At 59.7% G+C, this 23,281-nt stretch carries 23 protein-coding genes and 1 pseudogene; 17 read left to right on the top strand and 7 right to left on the bottom strand.

Translation table 11 applies throughout. From position 1 onward, the window contains the following. Positions 1 to 10: 10 nt before the first annotated feature. The 9 genes from KVG95_RS12480 (at position 11) to KVG95_RS12520 (ending at position 7,738) form a co-directional block, all read left to right on the top strand. Positions 11 to 1,138, top strand: a complete 1,128-nt coding sequence (locus tag KVG95_RS12480; protein WP_217856669.1) for a branched-chain amino acid ABC transporter substrate-binding protein — start codon at positions 11 to 13, stop codon at positions 1,136 to 1,138. A gap of 233 nt (positions 1,139 to 1,371) precedes the next feature. Next, positions 1,372 to 2,295 (top strand): high-affinity branched-chain amino acid ABC transporter permease LivH, encoded by a 924-nt coding sequence (livH, locus tag KVG95_RS12485; protein ID WP_217856670.1) that lies wholly within the window; start codon positions 1,372 to 1,374, stop codon positions 2,293 to 2,295. Further along, positions 2,292 to 3,548: a high-affinity branched-chain amino acid ABC transporter permease LivM gene (locus KVG95_RS12490; protein WP_201059831.1), complete on the top strand. Its 1,257-nt coding sequence runs from the start codon at positions 2,292 to 2,294 to the stop codon at positions 3,546 to 3,548. The genes livH and KVG95_RS12490 overlap by 4 nt, the downstream gene beginning before the upstream one ends. Further along, positions 3,545 to 4,312, top strand: coding sequence for a high-affinity branched-chain amino acid ABC transporter ATP-binding protein LivG (gene livG / locus KVG95_RS12495; protein ID WP_217856671.1), 768 nt, complete (start codon positions 3,545 to 3,547; stop codon positions 4,310 to 4,312). Before KVG95_RS12490 ends, livG begins: the two co-directional genes overlap by 4 nt. Further along, a complete protein-coding gene (locus KVG95_RS12500; RefSeq protein ID WP_030128348.1) occupies positions 4,313 to 5,014 on the top strand; it encodes an ABC transporter ATP-binding protein in 702 nt (233 codons plus the stop codon). It abuts the gene before it with no gap. 298 nt (positions 5,015 to 5,312) lie between these two features. Then, positions 5,313 to 5,618: a BufA1 family periplasmic bufferin-type metallophore gene (locus tag KVG95_RS12505; RefSeq protein WP_217856672.1), complete on the top strand. Its 306-nt coding sequence runs from the start codon at positions 5,313 to 5,315 to the stop codon at positions 5,616 to 5,618. Between the two features lie 25 nt (positions 5,619 to 5,643). After that, entirely contained in the window at positions 5,644 to 6,498 is an 855-nt protein-coding gene (gene bufB, locus KVG95_RS12510; RefSeq protein ID WP_217856673.1) for an MNIO family bufferin maturase, read from the top strand. After that, positions 6,495 to 7,256, top strand: a complete 762-nt coding sequence (locus KVG95_RS12515; protein WP_217856674.1) for an HvfC/BufC N-terminal domain-containing protein — start codon at positions 6,495 to 6,497, stop codon at positions 7,254 to 7,256. The genes bufB and KVG95_RS12515 overlap by 4 nt, the downstream gene beginning before the upstream one ends. Next, positions 7,253 to 7,738 carry a DoxX family protein gene (locus tag KVG95_RS12520; RefSeq protein ID WP_217856675.1) on the top strand — a complete coding sequence of 162 codons (486 nt, stop codon included), beginning with the start codon at positions 7,253 to 7,255 and terminating at the stop codon, positions 7,736 to 7,738. The genes KVG95_RS12515 and KVG95_RS12520 overlap by 4 nt, the downstream gene beginning before the upstream one ends. Before the next feature lie 143 nt (positions 7,739 to 7,881). Here KVG95_RS12520 and KVG95_RS12525 read toward each other — a convergent pair whose 3' ends face one another. Beyond that, positions 7,882 to 8,796: a LysR family transcriptional regulator gene (locus KVG95_RS12525; protein ID WP_217856676.1), complete on the bottom strand. Its 915-nt coding sequence runs from the start codon at positions 8,794 to 8,796 to the stop codon at positions 7,882 to 7,884. Positions 8,797 to 8,902: 106 nt separating this feature from the next. Here KVG95_RS12525 and KVG95_RS12530 point away from each other — a divergent pair, with 106 nt between their 5' ends. The 3 genes from KVG95_RS12530 (at position 8,903) to KVG95_RS12540 (ending at position 11,971) form a co-directional block, all read left to right on the top strand. Next, positions 8,903 to 9,502, top strand: a complete 600-nt coding sequence (locus KVG95_RS12530; protein ID WP_038979242.1) for a short chain dehydrogenase — start codon at positions 8,903 to 8,905, stop codon at positions 9,500 to 9,502. 94 nt (positions 9,503 to 9,596) lie between these two features. Beyond that, positions 9,597 to 10,262: a COG3650 family protein gene (locus tag KVG95_RS12535; protein WP_217856677.1), complete on the top strand. Its 666-nt coding sequence runs from the start codon at positions 9,597 to 9,599 to the stop codon at positions 10,260 to 10,262. 95 nt (positions 10,263 to 10,357) lie between these two features. After that, positions 10,358 to 11,971, top strand: coding sequence for an NAD(P)/FAD-dependent oxidoreductase (locus KVG95_RS12540; RefSeq protein WP_052966952.1), 1,614 nt, complete (start codon positions 10,358 to 10,360; stop codon positions 11,969 to 11,971). A gap of 117 nt (positions 11,972 to 12,088) precedes the next feature. Here the strand turns inward: KVG95_RS12540 and KVG95_RS12545 are convergent, their stop codons facing one another. Then, a complete protein-coding gene (locus tag KVG95_RS12545) occupies positions 12,089 to 13,186 on the bottom strand; it encodes a PLP-dependent cysteine synthase family protein (RefSeq protein WP_217856803.1) in 1,098 nt (365 codons plus the stop codon). Positions 13,187 to 13,434: 248 nt separating this feature from the next. Between KVG95_RS12545 and nhaA the strand changes: the two genes are divergently transcribed. The 4 genes and pseudogenes from nhaA to KVG95_RS30150 all read left to right on the top strand — a co-directional run bounded on the left by nhaA (position 13,435) and on the right by KVG95_RS30150 (position 16,575). Then, a complete protein-coding gene (gene nhaA, locus KVG95_RS12550; protein ID WP_217856678.1) occupies positions 13,435 to 14,622 on the top strand; it encodes a Na+/H+ antiporter NhaA in 1,188 nt (395 codons plus the stop codon). A gap of 121 nt (positions 14,623 to 14,743) precedes the next feature. Beyond that, positions 14,744 to 15,972 (top strand): annotated as a pseudogene (locus tag KVG95_RS12555) (colicin E3/pyocin S6 family cytotoxin). Between the two features lie 7 nt (positions 15,973 to 15,979). Next, positions 15,980 to 16,234: a colicin E3-like toxin immunity protein gene (locus KVG95_RS12560; RefSeq protein WP_217856679.1), complete on the top strand. Its 255-nt coding sequence runs from the start codon at positions 15,980 to 15,982 to the stop codon at positions 16,232 to 16,234. A 95-nt stretch (positions 16,235 to 16,329) separates the two neighbouring features. Then, complete coding sequence (locus tag KVG95_RS30150) at positions 16,330 to 16,575, top strand: pyocin S6 family toxin immunity protein (protein ID WP_367616753.1); 246 nt, start codon at positions 16,330 to 16,332, stop codon at positions 16,573 to 16,575. An 87-nt stretch (positions 16,576 to 16,662) separates the two neighbouring features. Here the strand turns inward: KVG95_RS30150 and KVG95_RS12565 are convergent, their stop codons facing one another. Continuing rightward, complete coding sequence (locus KVG95_RS12565; protein WP_095054089.1) at positions 16,663 to 17,127, bottom strand: outer membrane lipoprotein; 465 nt, start codon at positions 17,125 to 17,127, stop codon at positions 16,663 to 16,665. A 169-nt stretch (positions 17,128 to 17,296) separates the two neighbouring features. Here KVG95_RS12565 and KVG95_RS12570 point away from each other — a divergent pair, with 169 nt between their 5' ends. Continuing rightward, positions 17,297 to 17,533, top strand: a complete 237-nt coding sequence (locus KVG95_RS12570) for a hypothetical protein (protein WP_052966960.1) — start codon at positions 17,297 to 17,299, stop codon at positions 17,531 to 17,533. Positions 17,534 to 17,538: 5 nt separating this feature from the next. Here KVG95_RS12570 and pdxH read toward each other — a convergent pair whose 3' ends face one another. The 4 genes from pdxH to KVG95_RS12590 form a co-directional block, all read right to left on the bottom strand. Then, positions 17,539 to 18,186 carry a pyridoxamine 5'-phosphate oxidase gene (gene pdxH / locus KVG95_RS12575; RefSeq protein ID WP_217856680.1) on the bottom strand — a complete coding sequence of 216 codons (648 nt, stop codon included), beginning with the start codon at positions 18,184 to 18,186 and terminating at the stop codon, positions 17,539 to 17,541. 24 nt (positions 18,187 to 18,210) lie between these two features. Then, the gene (locus tag KVG95_RS12580) at positions 18,211 to 19,308 is read right to left on the bottom strand and encodes an OmpA family protein (protein ID WP_217856681.1); all 1,098 of its coding nucleotides are present in this window, start codon (positions 19,306 to 19,308) and stop codon (positions 18,211 to 18,213) included. Positions 19,309 to 19,420: 112 nt separating this feature from the next. Continuing rightward, the gene (locus tag KVG95_RS12585; protein WP_217856682.1) at positions 19,421 to 20,566 is read right to left on the bottom strand and encodes a serine hydrolase domain-containing protein; all 1,146 of its coding nucleotides are present in this window, start codon (positions 20,564 to 20,566) and stop codon (positions 19,421 to 19,423) included. Positions 20,567 to 20,712: 146 nt separating this feature from the next. Beyond that, the gene (locus tag KVG95_RS12590; RefSeq protein ID WP_217856683.1) at positions 20,713 to 23,235 is read right to left on the bottom strand and encodes a beta-galactosidase; all 2,523 of its coding nucleotides are present in this window, start codon (positions 23,233 to 23,235) and stop codon (positions 20,713 to 20,715) included. Between the last annotated feature and the right edge of the window lie 46 nt (positions 23,236 to 23,281).

Below are 23,281 nucleotides of genomic sequence, written 5' to 3' on the forward strand. Positions count from 1 at the left end.
GTGGAGCACTATGACTAAGGCTACTAAGCAGATTTCAAAACTGTTTGCCGCTATGGTTCTGGCCGGGGTTGCCAGCCATTCGTTCGCCGCTGACACCATCAAGATCGGTATCGCCGGCCCTAAAACCGGCCCTGTAGCCCAATACGGCGACATGCAGTTCAGTGGCTCCAAAATGGCCATCGAACAAATCAACGCCAAGGGCGGCGTCGACGGCAAGAAACTCGAAGCCGTTGAATACGACGATGCCTGCGATCCAAAACAAGCGGTTGCTGTAGCGAACAAAGTCGTCAACGACGGCGTCAAGTTCGTGGTTGGTCACCTGTGCTCCAGCTCCACTCAACCGGCTTCGGACATTTACGAAGACGAAGGCGTGATCATGATCACTCCGGCTGCCACCAGCCCGGACATCACCACTCGCGGCTACAAAATGATCTTCCGCACCATCGGTCTGGACAGCGCCCAGGGCCCTGCCGCCGGTAACTACATTGCCGACTTCGTAAAACCGAAAATCGTTGCTGTGCTGCACGACAAACAGCAATACGGTGAAGGCATCGCCAGCGCCGTGAAGAAAACCCTCGAAGCCAAAGGCGTGAAGGTTGCCGTGTTCGAAGGCATCAACGCCGGCGACAAAGACTTCTCTTCGATGGTCTCCAAGCTCAAGCAAGCCAACGTCGACTTCGTCTACTACGGCGGCTACCACCCGGAGCTGGGTCTGCTCCTGCGTCAATCCCAGGAAAAAGGCCTGAAAGCCAAGTTCATGGGTCCGGAAGGCGTGGGTAACGACTCCATTTCGCAGATCGCCAAGGAAGCTTCCGAAGGCCTGCTGGTGACCCTGCCGAAATCCTTCGACCAGGATCCGGCCAACATCGCCCTGGCTGACGCGTTCAAAGCCAAGAAAGAAGACCCGAGCGGTCCGTTCGTGTTCCCGTCCTACTCGGCTGTGCAAGTCATCGCAGAAGGCATCAAGGCGGCCAAGAGCGAAGACACTGCCAAAGTCGCTGAAGCTATCCACAAAGGCACGTTCAAAACCCCGACCGGCGATCTGTCTTTCGACGAAAAGGGCGACCTGAAGGACTTCAAATTCGTGGTTTACCAGTGGCACTTCGGCAAACCTAAAACTGAAGTTTCGCCTCAGTAAGGCCTTGGCCTGACTGACTGCCAATAAAGCCCACGGCGTGCCGTGGGCTTTGTTTTACGAACGTATTGGGCCGCGCTGGCGTGATCCGCCAGTCTCCCCACCTGAAAATCTCAAAACCGTCATCAGCGGTTCGCTGGCAAACCTCGAATTCGAAGTGGATGCAGATCCACGGGGCTCGAGCGGGAAAATGACTCCACCAGTGAAATGCGTATCAGGTTTTTAGGAGCGCTGTAATGCCTGACATCTATCACTTCTTCCAACAGCTGGTTAATGGTCTGACCATTGGCAGCACGTATGCCCTGATCGCCATCGGCTATACGATGGTTTACGGCATCATTGGAATGATCAACTTCGCCCACGGCGAGGTGTACATGATCGGCTCTTACGTGGCGTTCATCGCCATCGCCGGGCTGGCCATGCTGGGACTCGACAGTGTCCCGCTCTTGATGACCGCGGCTTTCATCGCGACCATCGTCGTTACCAGTGCCTACGGTTACAGCATCGAACGGATCGCCTACCGCCCCTTGCGCGGCAGCAACCGTCTGATCCCGCTGATTTCCGCCATTGGCATGTCGATCTTCCTGCAGAACACGGTTCTGCTGGCGCAAGACTCCAAGGACAAATCCATCTCCAACCTGATCCCTGGCAACTTCGCCATCGGGCCAGGTGGCGCACATGAAGTGCTGATTTCCTACATGCAAATCGTGGTGTTCGTGGTGACCCTGGTCGCCATGCTCGGCCTGACGCTGTTCATCTCCCGCTCTCGCCTGGGTCGCGCCTGCCGCGCCTGTGCCGAAGACATCAAGATGGCCAACCTCTTGGGTATCAACACCAACAACATCATCGCCCTGACCTTCGTCATCGGTGCCGCACTGGCGGCCATCGCGGCCGTGCTGCTGAGCATGCAATACGGCGTGATCAACCCGAACGCCGGTTTCCTGGTCGGCCTCAAGGCCTTCACCGCCGCAGTATTGGGCGGTATCGGCAGCATTCCCGGCGCGATGCTCGGCGGGCTGGTGCTTGGGGTGGCGGAAGCCTTTGGTGCCGATATCTTCGGCGACCAGTACAAGGACGTCGTGGCGTTCGGTCTATTGGTTCTGGTGTTGTTGTTCCGGCCAACCGGCCTGTTGGGCCGTCCGGAGGTTGAGAAAGTATGACTAGGAATCTTAAACAGGCGTTGTTCAGCGCCTTGCTGGTGTGGGCTGTTGCCTACCCGGTACTCGGTCTGAAACTGACCATTGTCGGCATCAACCTCGAAGTCCATGGCACCAGCACTGCAACGCTGATCACCATCGCCGTGTGCTCGGTGCTGATGTTTCTGCGGGTTCTGTTCGACCAGCAGATCAGTTCGGCCTGGAAAGCCTCGCCCAACCTGCCGGTGATGCCGGCCAAGGCCAGTACCTTCCTGACCCTGCCGACCACCCAGCGCTGGATCATCATCGCGTTGATCATCGGTTCTCTGGTCTGGCCGTTCTTCGGCTCCCGCGGAGCGGTGGACATCGCCACTCTGGTGCTGATCTACGTGATGCTCGGCCTGGGCTTGAACATCGTGGTCGGCCTGGCTGGCCTGCTTGACCTCGGTTACGTCGGCTTCTACGCCGTGGGCGCCTACAGCTACGCGCTGCTGTCGCACTACTACGGCCTGAGCTTCTGGATCTGCCTGCCGATCGCCGGGATGATGGCAGCCACCTTCGGCTTCCTGCTCGGTTTCCCGGTGTTGCGTTTGCGCGGTGACTATCTGGCAATCGTGACCTTGGGCTTCGGTGAAATCATCCGTCTGTTCCTGCGTAACCTGACCGACCTCACCGGCGGCCCGAACGGCATCAGCAACATTCCCAAGCCAACGCTTTTCGGACTGACCTTCGATAGAACTGCCGCAGACGGACTGCAGACCTTCCACGAGTACTTCGGCCTGACCTACAACCCGGTAAACAAGGTGATCTTCCTTTACCTGATCGCGGTGTTGTTGTCGCTGTTCGCCCTGTTCGTCATCAACCGTCTGCTGCGCATGCCCTTGGGCCGTGCCTGGGAAGCGTTGCGTGAAGACGAAATCGCCTGCCGTGCATTGGGTCTCAATCCTACGGTCATCAAGCTGTCGGCCTTCACCCTCGGTGCTGCGTTCGCCGGTTTCGCCGGTAGCTTCTTCGCCGCGCGCCAAGGCCTGGTGACACCGGAGTCCTTCACCTTCATCGAATCGGCGACCATCCTCGCCATCGTGGTGCTGGGTGGCATGGGCTCGCAACTGGGCGTCGTACTCGCCGCCACGGTGATGATCCTGTTGCCGGAAATGATGCGTGAGTTCAGTGAATACCGCATGTTGATGTTCGGCGCCTTGATGGTGCTGATGATGATCTGGCGTCCTCAAGGTCTGCTGCCGATGCAACGCCCCCACATGGAGCTGCGCAAATGAGCCGTGAGATCCTGAATGTAAGCGGCCTGAGCATGCGCTTCGGCGGCCTGTTGGCGGTCAACAGCGTGGCCTTGACCGTCAAAGAGAAACAAGTGGTATCGATGATCGGCCCCAACGGCGCCGGCAAGACCACCGTGTTCAACTGCCTGACCGGTTTCTACCAGCCAACCGCTGGCAGCATCGTGCTGGACGGCGAGCCGATCCAGGGCCTGCCGGGCCACAAGATCGCCCTCAAAGGCGTAGTGCGCACCTTCCAGAACGTGCGGCTATTCAAGGACATGACGGCAGTCGAGAACCTCTTGATCGCGCAACACCGTCACCTGAACACCAACTTCCTGGCCGGCCTGTTCAAGACCCCGGCGTTCCGCAGAAGCGAACGCGAGGCGATGGAATACGCCGAGTACTGGTTGGAAAAGGTCAACCTCAAGGAGTTCGCCAACCGTCCGGCCGGCACCCTGGCCTACGGTCAGCAACGTCGTCTGGAAATCGCTCGCTGCATGATGACCCGTCCGCGGATTCTCATGCTCGACGAACCGGCCGCTGGCCTCAACCCGCGGGAAACCGAAGACCTCAAGACACTGATCGGCACCCTGCGTGAAGAGCATGATGTGACCGTGCTGCTGATCGAACACGACATGAAACTGGTCATGAGCATTTCCGACCACATCTTCGTGATCAACCAGGGCACGCCCCTGGCCGACGGTACGCCGGAACAGATCCGCGACAATCCTGAAGTGATCAAAGCCTACCTGGGGGAAGCGTAAATGCTGCAGTTCGAAAACGTTTCCACCTTCTACGGCAAGATCCAGGCGCTGCACAGCGTCAACGTCGAAGTCCGCCAGGGCGAGATCGTGACCCTGATCGGCGCCAACGGTGCCGGCAAGTCGACCCTGCTGATGACCCTCTGCGGTTCGCCGCAAGCCCACAGCGGCAGCATCCGCTACATGGGCGAAGAGCTCGTCGGCCAGGACTCGTCGCAGATCATGCGTAAAAGCATCGCAGTGGTCCCGGAAGGCCGTCGGGTGTTTGCCCGTCTGACCGTGGAAGAGAACCTCGCCATGGGCGGATTCTTCACCGACAAGGGCGATTATCAGGAGCAGATGGACAAGGTCCTCGGACTTTTCCCACGCCTGAAAGAACGCTTTGCCCAACGCGGCGGCACCATGTCTGGTGGCGAACAGCAAATGCTCGCCATCGGTCGTGCGCTGATGAGCAAGCCCAAGCTGTTGCTGCTCGACGAGCCATCGCTGGGCCTGGCACCGATCATCATCCAGCAGATTTTCGACATCATCGAACAACTGCGCAAGGACGGTGTAACGGTGTTTCTGGTTGAGCAGAACGCCAACCAGGCCCTGAAAATCGCTGACCGTGCCTACGTGCTGGAAAACGGCCGTGTAGTGATGACAGGGACAGGTGAAGCGCTGTTGACCGACCCGAAAGTGCGCGAAGCGTATCTTGGTGGTTGAGCCTTGGCGGTAAACAAAAAACGGCTTTCGGGCCGTTTTTTTATGCCTGCCACCAACTTCACAACAACAAAGATCCAATGTGGGAGCGGGCTTGCTCGCGAAAGCGGTGGGTCAGTCCCCCCTATGTTGAATGTCAGATTGCATTCGCGAGCAAGCCCGCTCCCACAGGGAATTCGTGCGTTTCGAGAATTTCTGAAAAAGTTTTGGCGTGAGCTGTAACGCATCGCCCTGTCGTTTCTCTAGAGCAGTAAGCAAGCACAAACGCTTGCCAATCCAAGCTCAATTTCGGAGAAACATCATGACTGCTACCACCCGCACCCTGTCCGCCACCGCCCTGGTTCTGGCCCTCGGTTCTGCCCTGAGCATCGCCGCTGTCTCCACTGCTCATGCCGCTGACGACAACATGGAAAAATGCTTCGGCGTGGCCATGAAAGGCAAAAACGATTGCGCCGCAGGCGCTGGCACCACTTGCGCCGGCACTGCAAAAACCGACTACCAGGCCAATGCCTGGAAACTCGTCCCTAAGGGCACCTGCACCACCACGATGAGCAAAACCTCGCCAACTGGTTTCGGCCAGCTGGAAGCCTACAAAGCCAAGTCGTAATCAGCACCCAGCCTGAGTGTCGACCATGAATCCTTTATCTTCCGGGCTCCCGCCCCGCTCCGGGCTGGGGCTCAAGACCGAGCACTTTCGTGAAGTGCTCGGTGCACAACCGGACATCGGTTTCTTCGAAGTCCACGCCGAAAACTACATGGTGGCCGGCGGCCCGTTTCATCATTTTCTGGGGTTGATCCGCGAGCAATATCCGTTGTCGTTGCACGGCGTTGGCCTGTCCATTGGTGCCGAAGGTCCGCTGGATAATCAGCACCTGCAAAGGCTTGCCGCGCTGATCGAACGCTATCAACCCCAATCCTTTTCCGAACACCTGGCCTGGTCCAGCCATGGCCCGGTGTTTCTCAATGACCTGCTGCCCCTGGCCTACGATGCGCCGACGCTGAACCGCGTCTGCGAGCATATCGATCAGGTGCAGAGCACCCTCAAACGCCCGATGCTGCTGGAGAACCCGGCGACGTATCTGGCGTTCCAGCGCTCGACAATCGATGAAGCCGACTTCATCAGCGAAGTCATTCGCCGCACTGGCTGCGGGCTGCTACTGGACGTCAACAATATCTACGTCTCTTGCATCAATCACCAAAGAGATCCGCTGGCCTACATCGACGCGCTGCCGCTGCATGCAGTGGGAGAGATTCATCTGGCCGGGTTTGCCGAAGACACCGACAGCCTCGGCGACCGTCTGCTGATCGACGATCACGGTGCGCCCATCGATAACGCGGTATGGACGCTGTACAGGCAGGTGCTGGAACGGGTTGGCCCGATCGCCACGTTGATCGAGCGCGATAACCAATTACCAGCCTTCAGCGTGCTGCATGCCGAAGCCCGTCAGGCCGATGAGTTGCTGCATTGCGCGGGGGGCCGGTCATGAGCACCCAAGCCGCGTTTGCCACCGCCCTGCTCGATCCGCAACGGCCCTGCCCCGAGGGTTTGTTCAGCGCCAATGGTGCCGATCCCGCCAGCCGTTTCGCTGTGTATCGCAACAATGTGCAGAACTCGCTGATCAATGCCCTGGCCGACAGTTACCCCGTGGTTTCGCAGTTGGTGGGCGATGAGTTCTTCCGCGCGATGGCGGGGCTGTATGTACAGCGTTGCCCACCTCAAGGCCCACTCATCAACGATTACGGCAAGGACTTCGCCGAGTTCATTGACCGCTTTGAACCGGCAGCCAGCGTGCCTTATCTGGCCGACATGGCGCGGCTGGAGCGGTTGCGCGTTCAGGCCTATCACGCCGCCGACGCCCAGCCGTTGCGCCATGAACAGATTGCTGCCGCACTGTCGGACCCGCAGGCGCTGAGCGAACTGACGGTCGGGTTTCATCCCTCCCTGAATCTGCTGACTTCAGCTTTTGCCGTGATCTCGATCTGGGCGGCGCATCAACAGGACGCGACGCTGGCCGGGATCGAACTCGACCACGGGCAAAACGCGCTGGTGTTGCGCAATGGTCTGGAGGTTGAGGTTTTCGCCATCGACCACGGCGCCGGCACCTTCATTCAGAACCTGCAAAACGGCCAGTCCCTGACCCAAGCGTTAGAGACAGCGCCCGCCTTCGACCTCAGCCAAACCCTGGCGCTGCTGATCAGCCACAACGTCATTACCCATTTACACCACAATCAGGTATCGCCATGAACACCCATCGGAACCCCATCGCCCGCGTCATCGCGCTGCTGGAAAAAATCCCCCACAGCCTGATCGCCTTTATCGCGCGCTTTTCCATTGCCGCGGTGTTCTGGAAGTCCGGGCAAACCAAGGTAGAAGGCCTGGCCATCGACTTGATCGACGGCACGTTTCAACTCGGCGTACCAAGGCTGGCGGACTCGACTATTCCGTTGTTCCAGAGCGAATATCACCTGCCGCTGCTCTCCCCGGAACTGGCGGCGCACCTGGCGGCCTTCGCCGAGCATTTCTTTCCGGTGCTGATTCTGATTGGTTTCGCCACACGTTTTTCGGCGCTGGCACTGCTGGGCATGACGCTGACTATTCAGCTGTTTGTATATCCCGATGCCTATCCGACTCACGGCACCTGGGCGGCGGTGTTGCTGTACTTGATGGCTACCGGGCCGGGCAAGTTGTCGATTGATCATCTGATTGCCAAGCGTTACGCCCGCTGATCCCTACTCAGAACTCCAGACGATGTAGAACCAATGTGGGAGCGGGCTTGCTCGCGAAAGCGGTATCACATTCAACAGATATGTTGGCTGACACACCGCTTTCGCGAGCAAGCCCGCTCCCACAGAGGTTGCGTGGTGAGACGTCATCGTTGAAGTCGATCCAACGCCTCCCCACTGCGCTTGAACCAACCGATCAAATAATCCGCCAGCACTTGAGTGCGTTTCGGCAAACCGCCTTGATACGGGTGCACCAGGTACATCGGCATGCTGCGGGTCTGATAATCGCGCAGGAGCCAGCGCAAACGCCCGTCAGCCAATTCCTCTTGCAGCAAGTACGACGGCAAACGCGCAATGCCCGCATCCGCCAGCGCCGCCTTCTTCAAGAGGTTGTAGTGATTGCTGGCGAACGGCCCCGACACTCGCACCCGCAGTAACTCGTGCTGTTGGTGATAGAGCCATTCTTCCCGGCCGCTGTAATGGCTGTTGAGCAGGCAGCGGTGTTCCGCCAGTGCCTGAGGCGTCAGCGGTTCACCGAATCGCTCAAGGTACGCAGGGCTGGCGCAGGTCATCTCGTGCCAGGCCAGCAACGGTCGGGCGACCAGGCGTTCGTCGTTGGCCACTTCCGAGCGGATCGCCAGGTCGAAACCGTCCCGGGACAGGTCACGGTAGTTATTGTTGAGCTCCAGTTCGATCTGCACCTCGGGGTACTGCCGGGAAAACTCCAGCAGCGCGCCGTCAAAGAAGGTCTCCCCCAGTGAAACCGGAACCGTCATCCGCACCGGGCCGGCCATGTCGTCTTTCAATCGCGCCAAGGCCTGACGCGCTCGCTCGACTTGAATCACCAGTTCCTGGGCTTGCGGCAACAACGCCGCGCCCGCCGCCGTCAGGCTCAAGCGGCGCGTGGTGCGTTGCAGCAACACCACGGCAAACCGCGTTTCCAGCAGGCTGATGCGTTTGGAGAGTTGTCCTTTGCTACAACCCAGTTGCTGGGCGGCCAAGGTGAAACTGCCCGCCTCGATCAACACCGCGAACGCTGCCAGGTCGTCCATTTCGCTCATTGGATTGTTTCCATTTGAAAACCAAAGGTTGCCTATTAGCCCGCTTATCAATGGAAAAAACCACTCTAAACTTGAAATTCAATCCAACCCATTCAGGTACAGCACGATGAAAATTCTTTTGATTGGCGCCTCTGGCACCGTCGGTTCGGCGATTGACCATGAGCTGTCCCAACGCCACGAAATCATCCGTATCGGCCGTAAAAGCGGTGAGTTCCAGGTCGACATCAGTGACAGCGCCTCGATCCGCAAATTGTTCCAACAGACCGGCAACTTTGATGCCCTGATCTGCGCCGCTGGCAGCGTCAACTTCGTGCCGCTGGCGACTATGACCGAACAAGACTTCGAGCTCGGCTTGCGGGATAAGCTGATGGGCCAGGTCAACCTGCTGCTGATCGGCCGGGAATTCGCCAATGACGGTGCGTCATTCACCTTTACCACCGGCATCCTCAGCCACGATCCGATTCGTACCGGCAGCTCGGCCTCCATGGTCAACGGCGCCCTGGACAGCTTCGTCCGTGCAGCGGCGATCGAACTGCCGCGCGGCCTGCGCATCAACTCGGTCAGCCCGAATGTGCTGGTCGAAGCCATGGGCAGCTACGCCCCGTACTTCCGTGGTTTCAAACCAGTTCCCGCCGCCGAAGTGGCACTGGCCTACGCAAAAAGCGTGGAAGGCTTACAGACCGGCCAGACTTACCGCGTCGGCTAAACCAAACACGCCCTGTAGGAAAGCGAGGACATTGCAGGGTTGTGATGAGCGGTCAGGCTAAGTAACGTGGCGACACTTGTCAGGAGACTCAAAGATGCGTGTTGCCCGTTCCTTAGTGCTTGTTGCCCTGCTTCCGCTGTTCGCCGCCTGCCAGTTGCTTGATGGCCCGCGCGAAAGTGCTTCCCATGTGGGCCAGACCCGCATGCAGGGCCAGTTGACGGCGGCCGATGGCAAGTTGCTGTTCCAACCGTGCAACGAGCAGCGCAGTTATGTGGTCAACGACACCGGCGGCACCAGCGTCCTGCAAGAGGCCGCAACCCTGGCCGACGACCAGGGCAAATTGTTTGCCGACGTGCGCGGTCGGATCGTTGCCAGTGGTGCCGATAGCCGACTCGATCTGGAGCAGCTGTACCGCGTCGAGCGCTCCGGCACGGCGTGCGACGATCCCAATTTCAAACAGCTGATTCTGCGCGCCGCCGGCCACGGTCCTGAATGGAACGTCAAAGTCAGCGGCAAGGGCATGGTCATCGACCGCGCCGGTCAGCCGCCCTTGGCCCTGCCGTATGTTGAAGAGCAACTGGGCGATGGCCGCTTCAACCTCAGCACCGAAGCCAATAATCAGCGCATCGAGCTCTGGGTCGCGCCGCAACGCTGCGTCGACAGCAGCACCGGCAGCGTGCAGCACATGAGCGCCGAGCTGCGCATCGATGGCCAGGTGCAACGCGGCTGTGGGTATTTCGGCGGATCGCGTAACGACTGATCGTTTTAGCCTCACGGGAATCATCCTTTGAGGCTTATAATCGCGGGCCTCAAACGCCTTGGCGCAGTTGTGCGCCCCGCGAACCGGATCCCGTCATGTTACGAATCACCGAACTCAAGCTGCCGATCGACCATCCCGAAGAAGACCTGCGCCCTGCCATCGTGCAGCGTCTGGGCATCGCCAGTGATGACCTGCTCGACTTCACCTTGTTCAAGCGCAGCTACGATGCGCGCAAAAAGTCCTCCGAACTGTGCTTCATCTACACCATCGACCTCAACGTTCGCGATGAGGCGTCGGTGCTGCACACATTCGCCGATGACCGTAACGTCAACGTGGCGCCGGATGTCAGCTACAAAGTGGTCGGCCAGGCGCCAGCTGATCTTGAGCAACGTCCTGTCGTCGTGGGTTTCGGCCCGTGCGGGATCTTCGCCGGGCTGCTGCTGGCGCAAATGGGCTTCAAGCCGATCATCCTCGAACGTGGCACCGAAGTGCGTCAGCGCACCAAGGACACTTGGGGGCTGTGGCGTAAAAGCGTGCTCAACCCCGAATCCAACGTACAGTTCGGTGAAGGCGGCGCGGGTACGTTCTCCGACGGCAAGCTCTACAGCCAGATCAAGGACCCGAAATTCATCGGTCGCAAAGTCTTGCACGAGTTCGTCAAGGCCGGTGCACCGGAAGAAATCCTCTACGTCAGCAAACCGCACATCGGTACATTCCGTCTCACCGGTGTAGTGGAAAACATGCGTGAGCAGATTCGCGCCATGGGCGGCGAAGTGCGCTTCCAGCAGCGTGTCACCGATGTGTTGATCGAGGACGGCCAACTGGTCGGCGTCGAGCTCAATGGCGGCGAGCAGATCCATTCGAAACACGTGATTCTGGCCCTCGGCCACAGCGCCCGGGACACCTTCCGCATGCTCCACGGCCGTGGCGTGTACATGGAAGCCAAGCCTTTCTCGGTGGGCTTCCGCATCGAGCACCCGCAGTCGCTGATCGACCGCGCGCGCCTGGGCAAATACGCCGGGCACCCGAAACTCGGCGCTGCCGACTACAAGCTGGTGCACCACGCCAGCAACGGACGCTCGGTCTACAGCTTCTGCATGTGCCCGGGCGGCACCGTGGTGGCGGCGACCTCCGAGCCGAATCGCGTGGTCACCAACGGCATGAGCCAGTACTCGCGTAACGAGCGCAACGCCAACTCCGGGATCGTCGTCGGGATCACCCCAGAAGTCGATTATCCAGGTGGTCCGCTGGCTGGCATCGAGTTGCAGGAACGCCTGGAATCCCACGCCTTTGTGCTGGGCGGCAGCAATTACGAAGCGCCGGCGCAACTGGTTGGCGACTTCATTGCCGGCAAACCGTCGACTGAGTTGGGCAGCGTCGAGCCGTCCTACAAGCCGGGTGTTGCCTTGGGCGATTTGGCCCTGGCTTTGCCGGCGTTCGCCATCGAAGCGATTCGCGAAGCTTTGCCGGCGTTCGAGAAGCAGATTCGTGGCTACTCGTTGCACGACGCCGTGTTGACCGGGATCGAGACGCGCACGTCATCGCCGCTGCGGATTACCCGTAACGAGTCGATGCAGAGCCTGAACGTGAAAGGCTTGTTCCCGGCCGGTGAAGGCGCGGGTTATGCGGGCGGGATTCTGTCGGCGGGCGTCGACGGTATTCGGATAGCCGAAGCGGTGGCCCGCGACATCCTTGGCCTCGAGGCCTGACCCAATTTAAATGTGGGAGCGGGCTTGCTCGCGAAAGCGGTGGATCAGCCAACATCTCTGTTGAATGTGAAACCGTATTCGCGAGCAAGCCCGCTCCCACATTTGGTCTTCGGTGTGTCAGATGTTGGCGCGTAGTACCGTCGATGGCAGTGGTTCGCCGCGCTCGACACTCGCCGCCACGGCATCCATCAAACCACTCAACTCATACCCCTGGGCCTTGAGCCAGGCCTGATCGTAATAGGTGGTGGCATAGCGCTCGCCGCCATCGCACAAAATCGCCACGATCGACCCCGACTCCCCCGCCGCCACCATCTGCTGGGCTGCCATCAAGGCGCCGATCAGGTTGGTCCCGCTCGATCCGCCGACCCGTCGCCCCAAACGCTGCGCCAGGTAATGCATGGCCGCCAGCGACAACGCGTCCGGTACTTTGACCATCGCATCGATCACCTTGGGCAGGAACGACGCTTCCACCCGCGGCCGACCAATGCCTTCAATCCGTGACCCGCAATCCAGGCGCAGGCTGGCATCACCGGTCTGGTAATAATCGAAGAACACCGAACGCTCGGCATCGGCGCACAGCACGCGGGTGCAATGCTGGCTATAGCGCACATAACGGCCGAGCGTCGCGGTGGTGCCGCCGGTGCCGGGGCTGGAAATCAGCCAGCTCGGTTCCGGGTGCTGCTCGAAACGCATCTGCTGGAAGATCGATTCAGCGATGTTGTTGTTCGCCCGCCAGTCGGTGGCGCGCTCGGCGTAGGTGAACTGGTCGATGAAGTGCCCATCGTGTTCGCGAGCCAGGCGTTCGGACTCGGCGTAAATCTGCGTCGGATCGTCCACCAAATGGCTCTTGCCACCATAAAAAGCGATCTGCGCGATCTTCTCCTTGGACGTGGTCGCGGGCATCACCGCAATGAACGGCAACCCCAGCAACCGGGCGAAGTACGCCTCGGAAATCGCCGTCGAACCGCTGGAGGCTTCGATCACTGGCGCACCGGGTTTGAGCCAGCCGTTACACAGGGCGTAGAGGAACAACGAGCGCGCCAGCCGATGTTTCAGGCTGCCGGTGGGATGGCTCGACTCATCCTTGAAATACAACTCGATGCCCGGCAACCCCGGCAGCGGCAAGGGGATCAGGTGGGTATCGGCGCTACGCTGGAAGTCGGCTTCGATGATCCGGATGGCTTCGCGGGCCCACTGTCGATTGTCGCTCATGATGGTTTTCTCGTTGAATCAGGCAAAGAATCGGCCTTGTCGCAAGCCTCAGCCCACAAGCTTAGGAAAGAACCTACATCATGCACAGATACAGCTGAGGTCCAATACGTTCGGCAACTGCTAGGCTCTGGCCTTTCCTGACTGCCGACGTTGTAACGCTATATAACAAAAAAGAATATAACTTTTGTTTTAACAACTAACGGTACGGGTTAGGGTGTGCCACCTTTTGAATTCATCGATGGAGAGCGACCTTGCCTCTGCGTAGCACGTTCACGCGTTTCTTTCAGTTGGAAGCTGCCAGCGGTCTGTTATTGATCGCCGCGGCCGCTCTCGCCTTGATCATCAACAACTCATCGCTGTCGTGGCTCTATAGCGGCTTGCTGGACACCCCCGTGGTGGCTCAGATCGGCGCGCTGAAGATCGCCAAGCCGCTGCTGCTGTGGATCAACGATGGCCTGATGGCCCTGTTCTTCCTGCTGATCGGCCTGGAAGTGAAACGTGAGGTTCTCGACGGCCAACTGTCGAAACCATCGCAAATCGTGTTGCCCGGCGCGGCGGCGATTGGCGGCATGGTCGTGCCGGCGCTGATCTACTGGTTCCTCAACCGTGACAATCCGTCCGCCTTGGGTGGCTGGGCCATTCCGACCGCCACCGACATTGCCTTCGCCCTCGGCGTACTGGCCCTGCTGGGTAAACGCGTGCCGGTGTCGCTGAAACTGTTCCTGATGACCTTGGCAATCATCGACGACCTGGGCGCGATCATCATCATCGCGATCTTCTATTCCGGCACACTGTCGACCTTATCCCTGGCGTTGGCTGGGGCCTGCATCGCAACCTTGATCGGGATGAACCGACTCGGCGTGGTCAAGCTCGGGCCGTACATGATTATCGGGCTGATCCTCTGGGTCTGCGTGCTCAAGAGCGGCGTGCACGCCACGCTGGCCGGTGTGACCCTGGCCTTCTGCATTCCACTGCGCACAAAAAACGCCGAGCCTTCGCCGCTGCTGACCCTGGAACATGCCCTGCATCCGTGGGTGGCCTACGGCATTCTGCCGCTGTTTGCCTTCGCCAACGCCGGCCTGTCCCTGAGCGGCGTGACCGTCGAAAGCTTCACCCACGACGTGCCGATGGGCATCGCCGTCGGCCTGCTGCTGGGCAAGACCATCGGTGTCTACGGCCTGACCTGGCTGGCGGTAAAAATCGGCATCGCCACCCTGCCCCAAGGCGCCAACTGGGGCCAGGTGCTGGGTGTGGCGATCCTCTGCGGCATCGGTTTCACCATGAGCCTGTTCGTCGGCTCCCTGGCCTTCGTGCCCGGCAGCAGTGAATACGCCGGGATGGATCGAATGGGGATTCTGACCGGCTCGATACTGGCGGCATTGATCGGTTATGCGGTGACAGCGGCGGCGAGTCGCAAAAGCACTGCGCTGCAGTCCTGAACGATAGAGAACACTCTTAGTGACATTCAGGATTCGTCCTACAGCCACGATTAGCCACGTTCGTTAACGTCGTGCAGCCCCTCTTTCGGGGGTTGCCGATGGACGAGCGAAAGGACAATCAGTGGCTGGCAACAAGGACATTCCCCGGGTTCAAAACCCACCATCAGGCGACGGGCATCACGTCACCCACCGCTACATGACTGCCACTGAATTGGCCGAGCGGGACGCCAGGCAAAACGCCTACGACGCCATGCTCGCCAGGCAGCAGATCTTCGAAGACAGCCTTCAAGTCACTGCGAAAAAGGACGACGTTGCCCGCGCGGGATGCGTATTCGCCAAGTCCTGCAAGCTGCCCGACGCAATCATCGACTACACGAACCCCTCCGGCGTTGTTCCGACTGACAGCCTGAAAGACTACGGCGAGCTGGTTCTGCTCGGTGCTCGCGAGGCCGATGAAAGCGGTGTCGTGCCGCTCAAGAAAATCAGTGGCACTGCGATTCCAGCCGGTTTCGGCAGCTTTGCTTTGGCCGGCTCGGCGTTTGCCGCACTGCCCGCTGTCGCCGCCAGCACCGCTGCGGCCACCTTGGCAGGCTTGGTGGCCCTGGTCATACCGTCGAGCCTTGGCGACAGCTCGCTCTACACCGAAGACCAATTGCGCGCCCTTAATCAGGCCCGCACCCGCGTGCGCCTGCGGGTCGAGCAACAGGCTGACGGCAGTCTCAAGGGATACGGGTTCTACACCGGCAAAAACCGTGACTGGGAAATGGTCGATGTCGCGCAATTCACCTTGCGCGGCAGTCAGCAGGTGGCTGATCTTGGGGATGGCGTTGAGCTGATCTGATCTGGACACCGGCCGAGGACGGTTCAAACATCCTCGGCATCCCCGCGCTGGAAGCCGCACCGCAAGCACCGCACATCTGGGTTTACCCGCCGACGAAGGCGGCTGACAGCATCATCGTGAACCCGGTGTACCCGCCTGAGTACAAGGATTTCATTCTGGTGTTTCCAGCGGATTCGGGGGTGGTGCCGGTTTATATTGTGGTGAGTGTTGCTGGAAGACGAATTCCTAACCCCGATCACGACTATCACTCTGCACCTGAAACAGAGGAAATCACTGGCTTCTCGGGTTTGAAAGTAGCAAAAAAGAAAACCCCACGACAAGGGGGTGGTGGACTTCGAGAGCGTTGGATTGATGCCAAAGGTCGAACAATTTATGAATGGGACTCTTTGCACGGGGAGCTGGAAGCTTATCGTGCAAGCGATGGAAGCCATCTAGGCTCGTTCGACCATACAACAGGCGAGCAAATAGATCCGCCCAAGAAAAACCGCAGCATTAAAAAGTACTTGTGAGGATGGCATGGGACTGAAAGTCAGATTGGATTGGTATGACAAGGAAACGGAAATAGCGGAAGGAAAGGAGTACTCCGCAGACCTTGGCGACGATGGTTCAATCATCGAAGCATTAGGCTTGATGGCGGAAAGCGAAATCTACGACGGTGGATTTGATGTTTTATCGGCGTGGGTGCCAGAGCTTCAGCCTCTGTTCAAGCATAAGATTAATACTGCCGCTTTTGATTACCAGGTTGCGTTCCGATATCGGCAAGTATGGTAATTCCCCAACTTCCCCGAAGGCTTGGAATATTTCATCGGTACCGGCGCGGCCCCTGAACAATCACTCAACGCCCCCAACCAAGCGACAGCACAAGAATGATATTTATCGTAATCACCGGTTTCTTCGACGAACCAAACCCGGACGATTCATTGCAGTACGAAAAAGATGTGCCGCGGGCCTTAGAGCGGGCGGTGCTTAACGTTATGGACCGGCCAACCTTGTGGGATGTCCCCATGGGCGAGCACAAATTATCCCCACCTCAAGTCAGCACGATTATGGAACTGGTTGGCGACTCTTTCAGAGACGACTTGGTGTACTACATGGGACTTTGCCAAAACTAACGATATTGAATCTGACGTCACTGAAAGCAGCAGACACAAAAAACCCCGACCAGTCACCTGATCGGGGTTTTGTGTTACCCGTTCCGCTTAGTGCGCAACGCGGCTCGTACCATCAACAGTGGCGATCCGCACCCGCTCACCCACACGGAACACTTCGTTTGGCTGAACTTCCTGCACGTAGGCGCGCATGCTGCCATCGTCTTCGCGCACGGTGATTTCAACACCTTGCGTACGGGTCAGGCCTTCTTCGGCAGCCGAGCCCATCAGGCCGCCGGCGACAGCGCCGATGACCGCTGCGACGATACTGCCGCGACCACCGCCGATGGCGCTACCGCCGACACCACCCACGACTGCACCAGCGGCGCTACCGATTGGGGTTTTGGTGCCTTCGATTTTCACCGGACGCAGAGCTTCGATGGTACCCATGCGAATCGTCTGCACACGACGCGCTTCGTCACGGGAGTAGGAGTCACCGGTCAAGCTCGATTGGCAGCCAGTGAGCAACATCGCCATCGTGGAAAAGGAAGCAACCAGCAGAACAGACTTACGCATAGCATCAAACTCCATAGGACAGGTATCCATTAAACTCCGCAGCTTGACGCCTGTCACGACTTCACCCGGATAAAATTGGTTTCATTCAGGCCCGATACAGGCGCTTTTTCGAACTCACCACACAGTAGCGTCAAATTACAAAATCTGCGCCGCTGACCCAAGGATTTTCATGGATTACTTCATCATTGTCGTCACGACCGTCGCCGGCTTGTACTTCCATTGGTGGCTGTACGTGCGGATCAAACGCTGGATGGACCGCGATCTGGCGTTGTCACTGGCGGGTAAAGACCAACAGAAAAGAGCCTTTATGCTCCAGCAACTGGCGAACGCTCAAACGCAGAAGATCAAGCGGCGGGACCTGCCTCAGTGGCTGGAGGCCGCTGCGGCAGGGTATCCCGATCGGTAGACTATTTACGGCGCCAGGCGTTCCCGAACCCAGTCGGCGCCTTGCAAGCGGTAGTTGAGGCGATCGTGCAGACGGCTCGGACGGCCCTGCCAGAATTCGATGCGCTCGGGTAGCAAGCGATAACCGCCCCAATGCTCGGGGCAGTGAGGCTGAGTATCGCTGAAACGTTGCTCGGTGTTCTTGAGCAGCGCTTCCAGTTCGCCGCGATCGGCGATCACCCGGCTCTGGGGCGAGGCCCAGGCACCGAGACGACTGCCCAGAGGACGAACCTGATAATAAGCGTCGGACTCTTCAGGCGTGACCTTCACCACCCGCCCTTCGATGCGCACCTGGCGCTCCAGGGCCGGCCAGAAGAACGTCATGGCCGCAAATGGATTGGCTGCCAGTTGCTGACCCTTGTCGCTTTCGTAGTTGGTGAAGAAGGTGAAGCCCTGCTCGTCCAGGCCCTTGAGCAGCAGAATACGGCAATGCGGCCGACCGTCCTGATCGACGGTGGCCAGCGTCATGGCATTCGCCTCCACCGGCACCTGCTCGGTTTTCACCGCATCGGCAAACCACTGATGGAACAACGCGAACGGCTCGGCCGGGGCTTGCGCCTCGGTCAGGCCATCTCGGGTGTAGTCGCGACGCATATCTGCCAAGGGCCGGGTCATGGCGCATTCCTTTTGGTTAACGAATCACTTCTTTGTGTCATCGGCGACAGCGACTTTCTTGGTATCGACAGCGGCTTTAGCGGGCGCAGTCTTTTTCACCACTGCTTTTTTGGCTGGAGCCTTGGCGGCTGCTTTCTTGGCCGGTGCCTTTTTCGTCGCCGGGACAGCCGCTTTCTTCGCAGCAGGCGCCGGGGTCACAGGCTTGGCCACTGGCTTGATGTCTTGCGCAGCGATCATGGTTTTCACCGGTGCAGGAGCCGGCATGTTGTACTTGCTCAGCAACGCGACCATGGTATTTGCCGGGGTCACCAACAGCTCGACGCGACGGTTCAAGGCACGACCTTCAGAACTGTCGTTGGCGGCACGCGGAGCCTCACCACCCATGCCGCGCAGCATCAGGCGATCACGCTGCAGACCGCTGAGACGGAAGATCGCCGCTACTGACTGGGCGCGCTCCTGGCTGAGCTTCACGTTAGCCGGTGCGGCGCCCGACGTATCACTGTGACCGAGTACCAGCACAGCAGTCTTTGGATCGACTTCGAGGATTTTCGCGACACGGGTGAACGGGCCGAGGGTCACCGGCAGCAGCATGGACGGACGGTCAGGGTTGAACGAGCCTTCTACCGGTGCCGTGACGACCAGCACGTTCTCGCGGCGCTCAAGTTTCAGGTTGCTGTCCTTGATCGCTTCGCGCAGGCGCGGTTCGTAGTCGTCGAGCCAGGCCTGGGTGACTTTCGGGTCGGGCATCGGCACGGCCTTAGCGGTGCTCTGCTCCTTGCCGCCGAACGGCCACCACCAATTGCCACCGGCATCAGCTTCAGCCTTGGCTGCAACGGCCGGCTTGGCTTCAGGTTTAATTTCCGGTTTCACGTCCAGTTTGGCCACTTTGTCGGCAGCGTCATCGGAACCGAACGGCCAGTACCAAGGGGATGCGCTGTCAGCCTTGGCGACGGGTGCTGTTGCAGCAGGTTTCAGCGGGGCTGGGGCTGGGTCTTTGGTCGCAACCTTGTCGGAAGAGCCGAACGGCCACCAGCTGCCGCCGTCTGCGTCATTTTGTGGGGTTTGTGCGCAACCGGTGATAGCGAAGCACAGGGCCAGGGCGAGAGTTTTATTGAATGACATTGGATATCCACAAAATGAAGTAATGAAGAATCAGACCGGGTTAGCCCGGATAAACAGCGCTTTGAAACCACAAAGGCTTTCGGGTTCCGGCCCTGGCCCCCTTAAGCGTGACTTACAGACAAGTGGCCAGTACTCGCACAAGCTTTTGGGCTCGTGGATCCATCAAGACGTACGGCCCCAGGGTATTTGTCACAAAGCCGAAGGCCACATCGTATTCTGGGTCAGCAAAACCGATGGAGCCGCCGGCGCCGGGGTGACCGAACGCCCGTGGGCCGAGGCCGTAGGTGGCGTTGGGTACGTCCGGTTGATCGAGCATGCAACCCAGGCCGAAGCGGGTCCTGGTCAATAAAGTCTTGTCTTCGCCGACGCTGTGTTCGCGGGTCAGCTCGTCGAGCATTTCGCTTTCCAGCAGGCTGCCATCGAGCAGACCGGCGTAGAACCCGGCCAGGCTGCGGGCATTGCCATGGCCATTGGCGGCCGGCTGCTGCATGCGCCGCCATTCCGGTTTGTTGGTGCTGGTCATTATAGACGGTGGGTTGGTGAAGGCCCGGGTGCTCATGGCCGTCGGCTCGCGCATGGTCACTTGCAGCAAGCGCTGGGCCGCGGCATCGCCGAGGTTGCCCTTGCTACGGGCAATATGTGCCACGCGATGGAACTCTTTGTCGGCGAGGCCGACGTGGAAGTCCAGCCCCAAAGGCTTCGCGACCCGTGCCACGATGGACTCACCCGGCCCACGACCATCGGCGCGACGCAGCAACTCACCGACCAGCCAGCCATAGGTGATCGCCGCATAACCGTGACCTTCACCTGGCGTCCACCACGGCGCTTCGGCGGCCAGGGCATCGACCATGGTCTGCCAGTCGTAAAGTGCCTCAGGGGCCAGCAACTCGCGCAAAGCAGGCAGGCCGGCCTGATGGCAGAGCAAGTGGCGCAGGGTCACGGATTCTTTGCCGGCGGCAGCGAACTCGGGCCAGTAGCGAGCGACTGGAGCATCCAGTTGCAGCTTGCCTTCGGCCACCAGTTGCAGCGCGGTCACGGCGGTGAAGGTCTTGGTGCAGGAAAACAGGTTGGCTATGGTGTCGCTGTGCCAGGCTTCGGTGCCGTCCTTGTCGGAGGTACCGCCCCAGAGGTCGAGAACGGTTTCCCCGCCAATCCGGATGCACAACGCCGCGCCACGCTCCTGAGGATCGTCGAACAGCGCCGCAAAAGCTTCGCGCACCGCTTCGAACTTAAGCTCGTAATGACCCTGAATCTGCACCCGCAACTCTCCCGGATAAACGCTCTACAAAGTGGCCCGCATTGTTCCAGCCCTTGAGGGTTTTGGGAACAGGGTTGGGCCGGGCGGTCGCCCGGCCTTGAGAATGCCTCAGACATCGATGGTGCGATCCCTGTGGTGTATCAGACTCAATGACCATTGCCCGAATGCCCACCCGCATGGCCGGCGCCCTGCTCCGCCCCCTTGTCGGCAGCACCTTGCTTGCCGCCCTCGCCCTCATGGTTCTCGGTGGCTTCTTCCGCCTCGGCCCTGGCCTTCTCGGCCTCTTTGCCGAGCTGATCGACAGCCTGCAAATTGCTTTTGCGCACAGTGTCGACAAAGCCCTGGAACGGCAGATCGGTAATGCCCACCAGACCGAAGTGACCGTTCTCGCCGTCCAGCAGGCGACCGGTCACCGGTTGATCGAGGTACTGGAACCAGTGCACCCCGACAATCGACGGTTCGCTCATCGCTTGTTTGAGGAAGTTGGCGTAAGCCGGGCCGCGATCTTCTTCTTTCGCCAGTTGCGTCACGCCCCCCCAGAACGGGCCGCGATCCTTTGATCCGAAGTTGAACTCGGTAATCAGCACCGGTTTGTCCAGGCTGCGCAGTCTGGCGAAGTCATAACCGTCCTGAGGTTGCAGGGTGTACATATTGAAGCTCAACACGTCGCAGTATTGCGCGCAGGACTCGACGGCTTCCGGGGTGCTGACGGCAAAACGGCCACCCAGTAATAACTGGTTCGGCGCATGCCACTTGAGCGAATCGGAGACGGTTTTGAAGTACGTGTCGGCGAAGACTTTCTGGAAGTATTTGAAGTCGGCTTCGATTTCCGGGTATTCGGCGCTCGGCTGCGGCGGCACGAAACCCGGGTCTTCCATCAATTCCCAGGCCGGCAGATCAATGCCCCATGCTTTGGAAAGGCCCGCCTGGTTGCGGTACTTGTCACGCAGTTGTTTGAGGAAGGCACGTTTGGCCGGTACATCGGTGGTCATTTTCAAAGTGCCATAGGCCAACGCATAACGGGCCTTCGGGTCAGCGCCGGGACCTGCCCAAGCCAGTTCGTTATCGGCGAAGTAACCGATCAGCCACGGATCGTCGCGATGGTCGCGGGCGGCGATGGCCACGGCGCGTTCGGTGGCCATGGCGAAACGCGGATCGAACGGGTCAGGCATGCCGCCCCACCAATCGGTACCGGTGCTGATGCTGGCGTAATCGCCGACGATCGACAGCGGCAAGGTGTATGGCACTCGGTCCGCGTTGCCAAACCCCGGGGCGCTCCAGTTGCCAAGGGTGTTGAAACCCCAGGCTTGCAGGCGATCGAGGGTATGACTGGCCCAGCGTTGTTCGTCGAAAACCACTTTGCAGGGCTCGGCGGCCGTTTGCTCGGCCGCTTTTTCGACTGACGCTTCAACGGCGCCGGTCTTGGCCGCGTCGGCAACGCCAGCCGCGGATTCGGTCGCCGCAGGAGCGGCTGATTGCTCGGCAGCCTTATCGGTCGCCGCCTCGACCGCATCGGCCTTGGCTGCTTCAGCGACACCGGCCTTGGTCTCGCTGCCCGGTGCGCAAGGTTTGCCATACAGACGCTGCAGGTTAGCGCCATAGAAATCGTACCAGCGCCCGACATTGTAGGCTCGTCCCTGATCGGCGCCATTACCGCCACGGTTGTCGCCTTCACCATAATAACTGGCAAGAGGCTCGTCGGGTTTGGGCAAGGACTCGAACATCCACTCGCGACCGGCGACGTAGGTCTGGTTGACGCTCGGGTTCACGCTGTTGACGCCGAGGGAATAGAACGGATGCCCTTCCGGGGTCACCAGGTACCAGCGGCCGTCACGCTTTTCGGTGCGGAAAAAGCCGCTGGCCTTGAACGCCGGGCCTTTGGTCCAGCCGCCGAACTTGTCCAGGGACTGCTTCTCGCGCTCGGCCAGCCAGGTTTTCAGTTGTTGCTGTTCTTTGGCCGCCGCGGACTTCAGTTGCTCGTCGCTGCTGACCTTCTCCGGCCACTTGGCCCGGGTCGATTGGCCGTAAGCATCCACCAAAGCGCCATAAGCGGCCTTGGTGACCGCCTCGCCATCCTGCACGCCGAAGCGCTCGAGCAGGATGCTTTGGGCGACTTTCGGCTGATCCATCGACAAGGTCACCGACACTACTTGGCTGCGGTCCAGCTCACCGGTGCTGCTGGCCAGCAATACACGCTGGCCTTCGAAGGTGATCGGCATCGGCGGGCCGGCTTTCATGCCCTGGCTCAAAGGTGAACTCGGTTGCAGTGGTACCAGCAGGGTTTGCGCAGGGCCGGCCGGCAGATCGACACGGCTGAGCAAGGTCTTGCCGTCGTTGCTCTGGATTTTCACGTACAAGGTCACGGCCCAGTTCATCGCGCTCTGGATCCGCAGGCTCATGACGCCCGACTGCGACCAGTCCCAGGCACCGGTCTGCGGCGTCAGGCGCAAGGTCGGCTGGGCGACCGGATTAAAAGTCACGCGACGCAGCACTTCGCCTTCGGCCGTTTGCTCCGCGTTCGATTGCGGCAGGCTGGCGTCCTGCGTCGCCACCTGAACCACGTCGGCGGGACGCACAAAGTTGAACAACGTTTGCTGGCCGGCAGGGGCTGCCAGCAAAGGGGCTGCGAACATCAAGGCAAAAACAGCAGGCAACGAACGGCGAATCATAGGAACGTGGATCTCCCAAGCGACCATCAATGGGCCAGTGGAAAAG

It is taken from the genome of Pseudomonas farris (genome assembly GCF_019145235.1).
In the GTDB taxonomy this organism is placed as follows: Bacteria; Pseudomonadota; Gammaproteobacteria; order Pseudomonadales; family Pseudomonadaceae; genus Aquipseudomonas; species Aquipseudomonas farris.

Coding starts and splice junctions, on each gene's coding strand:
- KVG95_RS12480 (WP_217856669.1), top strand. CDS start 11: ATGACTAAGGCTACTAAGCAGATTTCAAAACTGTTTGCCGCTATGGTT.
- livH (WP_217856670.1), top strand. CDS start 1,372: ATGCCTGACATCTATCACTTCTTCCAACAGCTGGTTAATGGTCTGACC.
- KVG95_RS12490 (WP_201059831.1), top strand. CDS start 2,292: ATGACTAGGAATCTTAAACAGGCGTTGTTCAGCGCCTTGCTGGTGTGG.
- livG (WP_217856671.1), top strand. CDS start 3,545: ATGAGCCGTGAGATCCTGAATGTAAGCGGCCTGAGCATGCGCTTCGGC.
- KVG95_RS12500 (WP_030128348.1), top strand. CDS start 4,313: ATGCTGCAGTTCGAAAACGTTTCCACCTTCTACGGCAAGATCCAGGCG.
- KVG95_RS12505 (WP_217856672.1), top strand. CDS start 5,313: ATGACTGCTACCACCCGCACCCTGTCCGCCACCGCCCTGGTTCTGGCC.
- bufB (WP_217856673.1), top strand. CDS start 5,644: ATGAATCCTTTATCTTCCGGGCTCCCGCCCCGCTCCGGGCTGGGGCTC.
- KVG95_RS12515 (WP_217856674.1), top strand. CDS start 6,495: ATGAGCACCCAAGCCGCGTTTGCCACCGCCCTGCTCGATCCGCAACGG.
- KVG95_RS12520 (WP_217856675.1), top strand. CDS start 7,253: ATGAACACCCATCGGAACCCCATCGCCCGCGTCATCGCGCTGCTGGAA.
- KVG95_RS12525 (WP_217856676.1), bottom strand. CDS start 8,796: ATGAGCGAAATGGACGACCTGGCAGCGTTCGCGGTGTTGATCGAGGCG.
- KVG95_RS12530 (WP_038979242.1), top strand. CDS start 8,903: ATGAAAATTCTTTTGATTGGCGCCTCTGGCACCGTCGGTTCGGCGATT.
- KVG95_RS12535 (WP_217856677.1), top strand. CDS start 9,597: ATGCGTGTTGCCCGTTCCTTAGTGCTTGTTGCCCTGCTTCCGCTGTTC.
- KVG95_RS12540 (WP_052966952.1), top strand. CDS start 10,358: ATGTTACGAATCACCGAACTCAAGCTGCCGATCGACCATCCCGAAGAA.
- KVG95_RS12560 (WP_217856679.1), top strand. CDS start 15,980: ATGGGACTGAAAGTCAGATTGGATTGGTATGACAAGGAAACGGAAATA.
- KVG95_RS30150 (WP_367616753.1), top strand. CDS start 16,330: ATGATATTTATCGTAATCACCGGTTTCTTCGACGAACCAAACCCGGAC.
- KVG95_RS12565 (WP_095054089.1), bottom strand. CDS start 17,127: ATGCGTAAGTCTGTTCTGCTGGTTGCTTCCTTTTCCACGATGGCGATG.
- KVG95_RS12570 (WP_052966960.1), top strand. CDS start 17,297: ATGGATTACTTCATCATTGTCGTCACGACCGTCGCCGGCTTGTACTTC.
- pdxH (WP_217856680.1), bottom strand. CDS start 18,186: ATGACCCGGCCCTTGGCAGATATGCGTCGCGACTACACCCGAGATGGC.
- KVG95_RS12580 (WP_217856681.1), bottom strand. CDS start 19,308: ATGTCATTCAATAAAACTCTCGCCCTGGCCCTGTGCTTCGCTATCACC.
- KVG95_RS12590 (WP_217856683.1), bottom strand. CDS start 23,235: ATGATTCGCCGTTCGTTGCCTGCTGTTTTTGCCTTGATGTTCGCAGCC.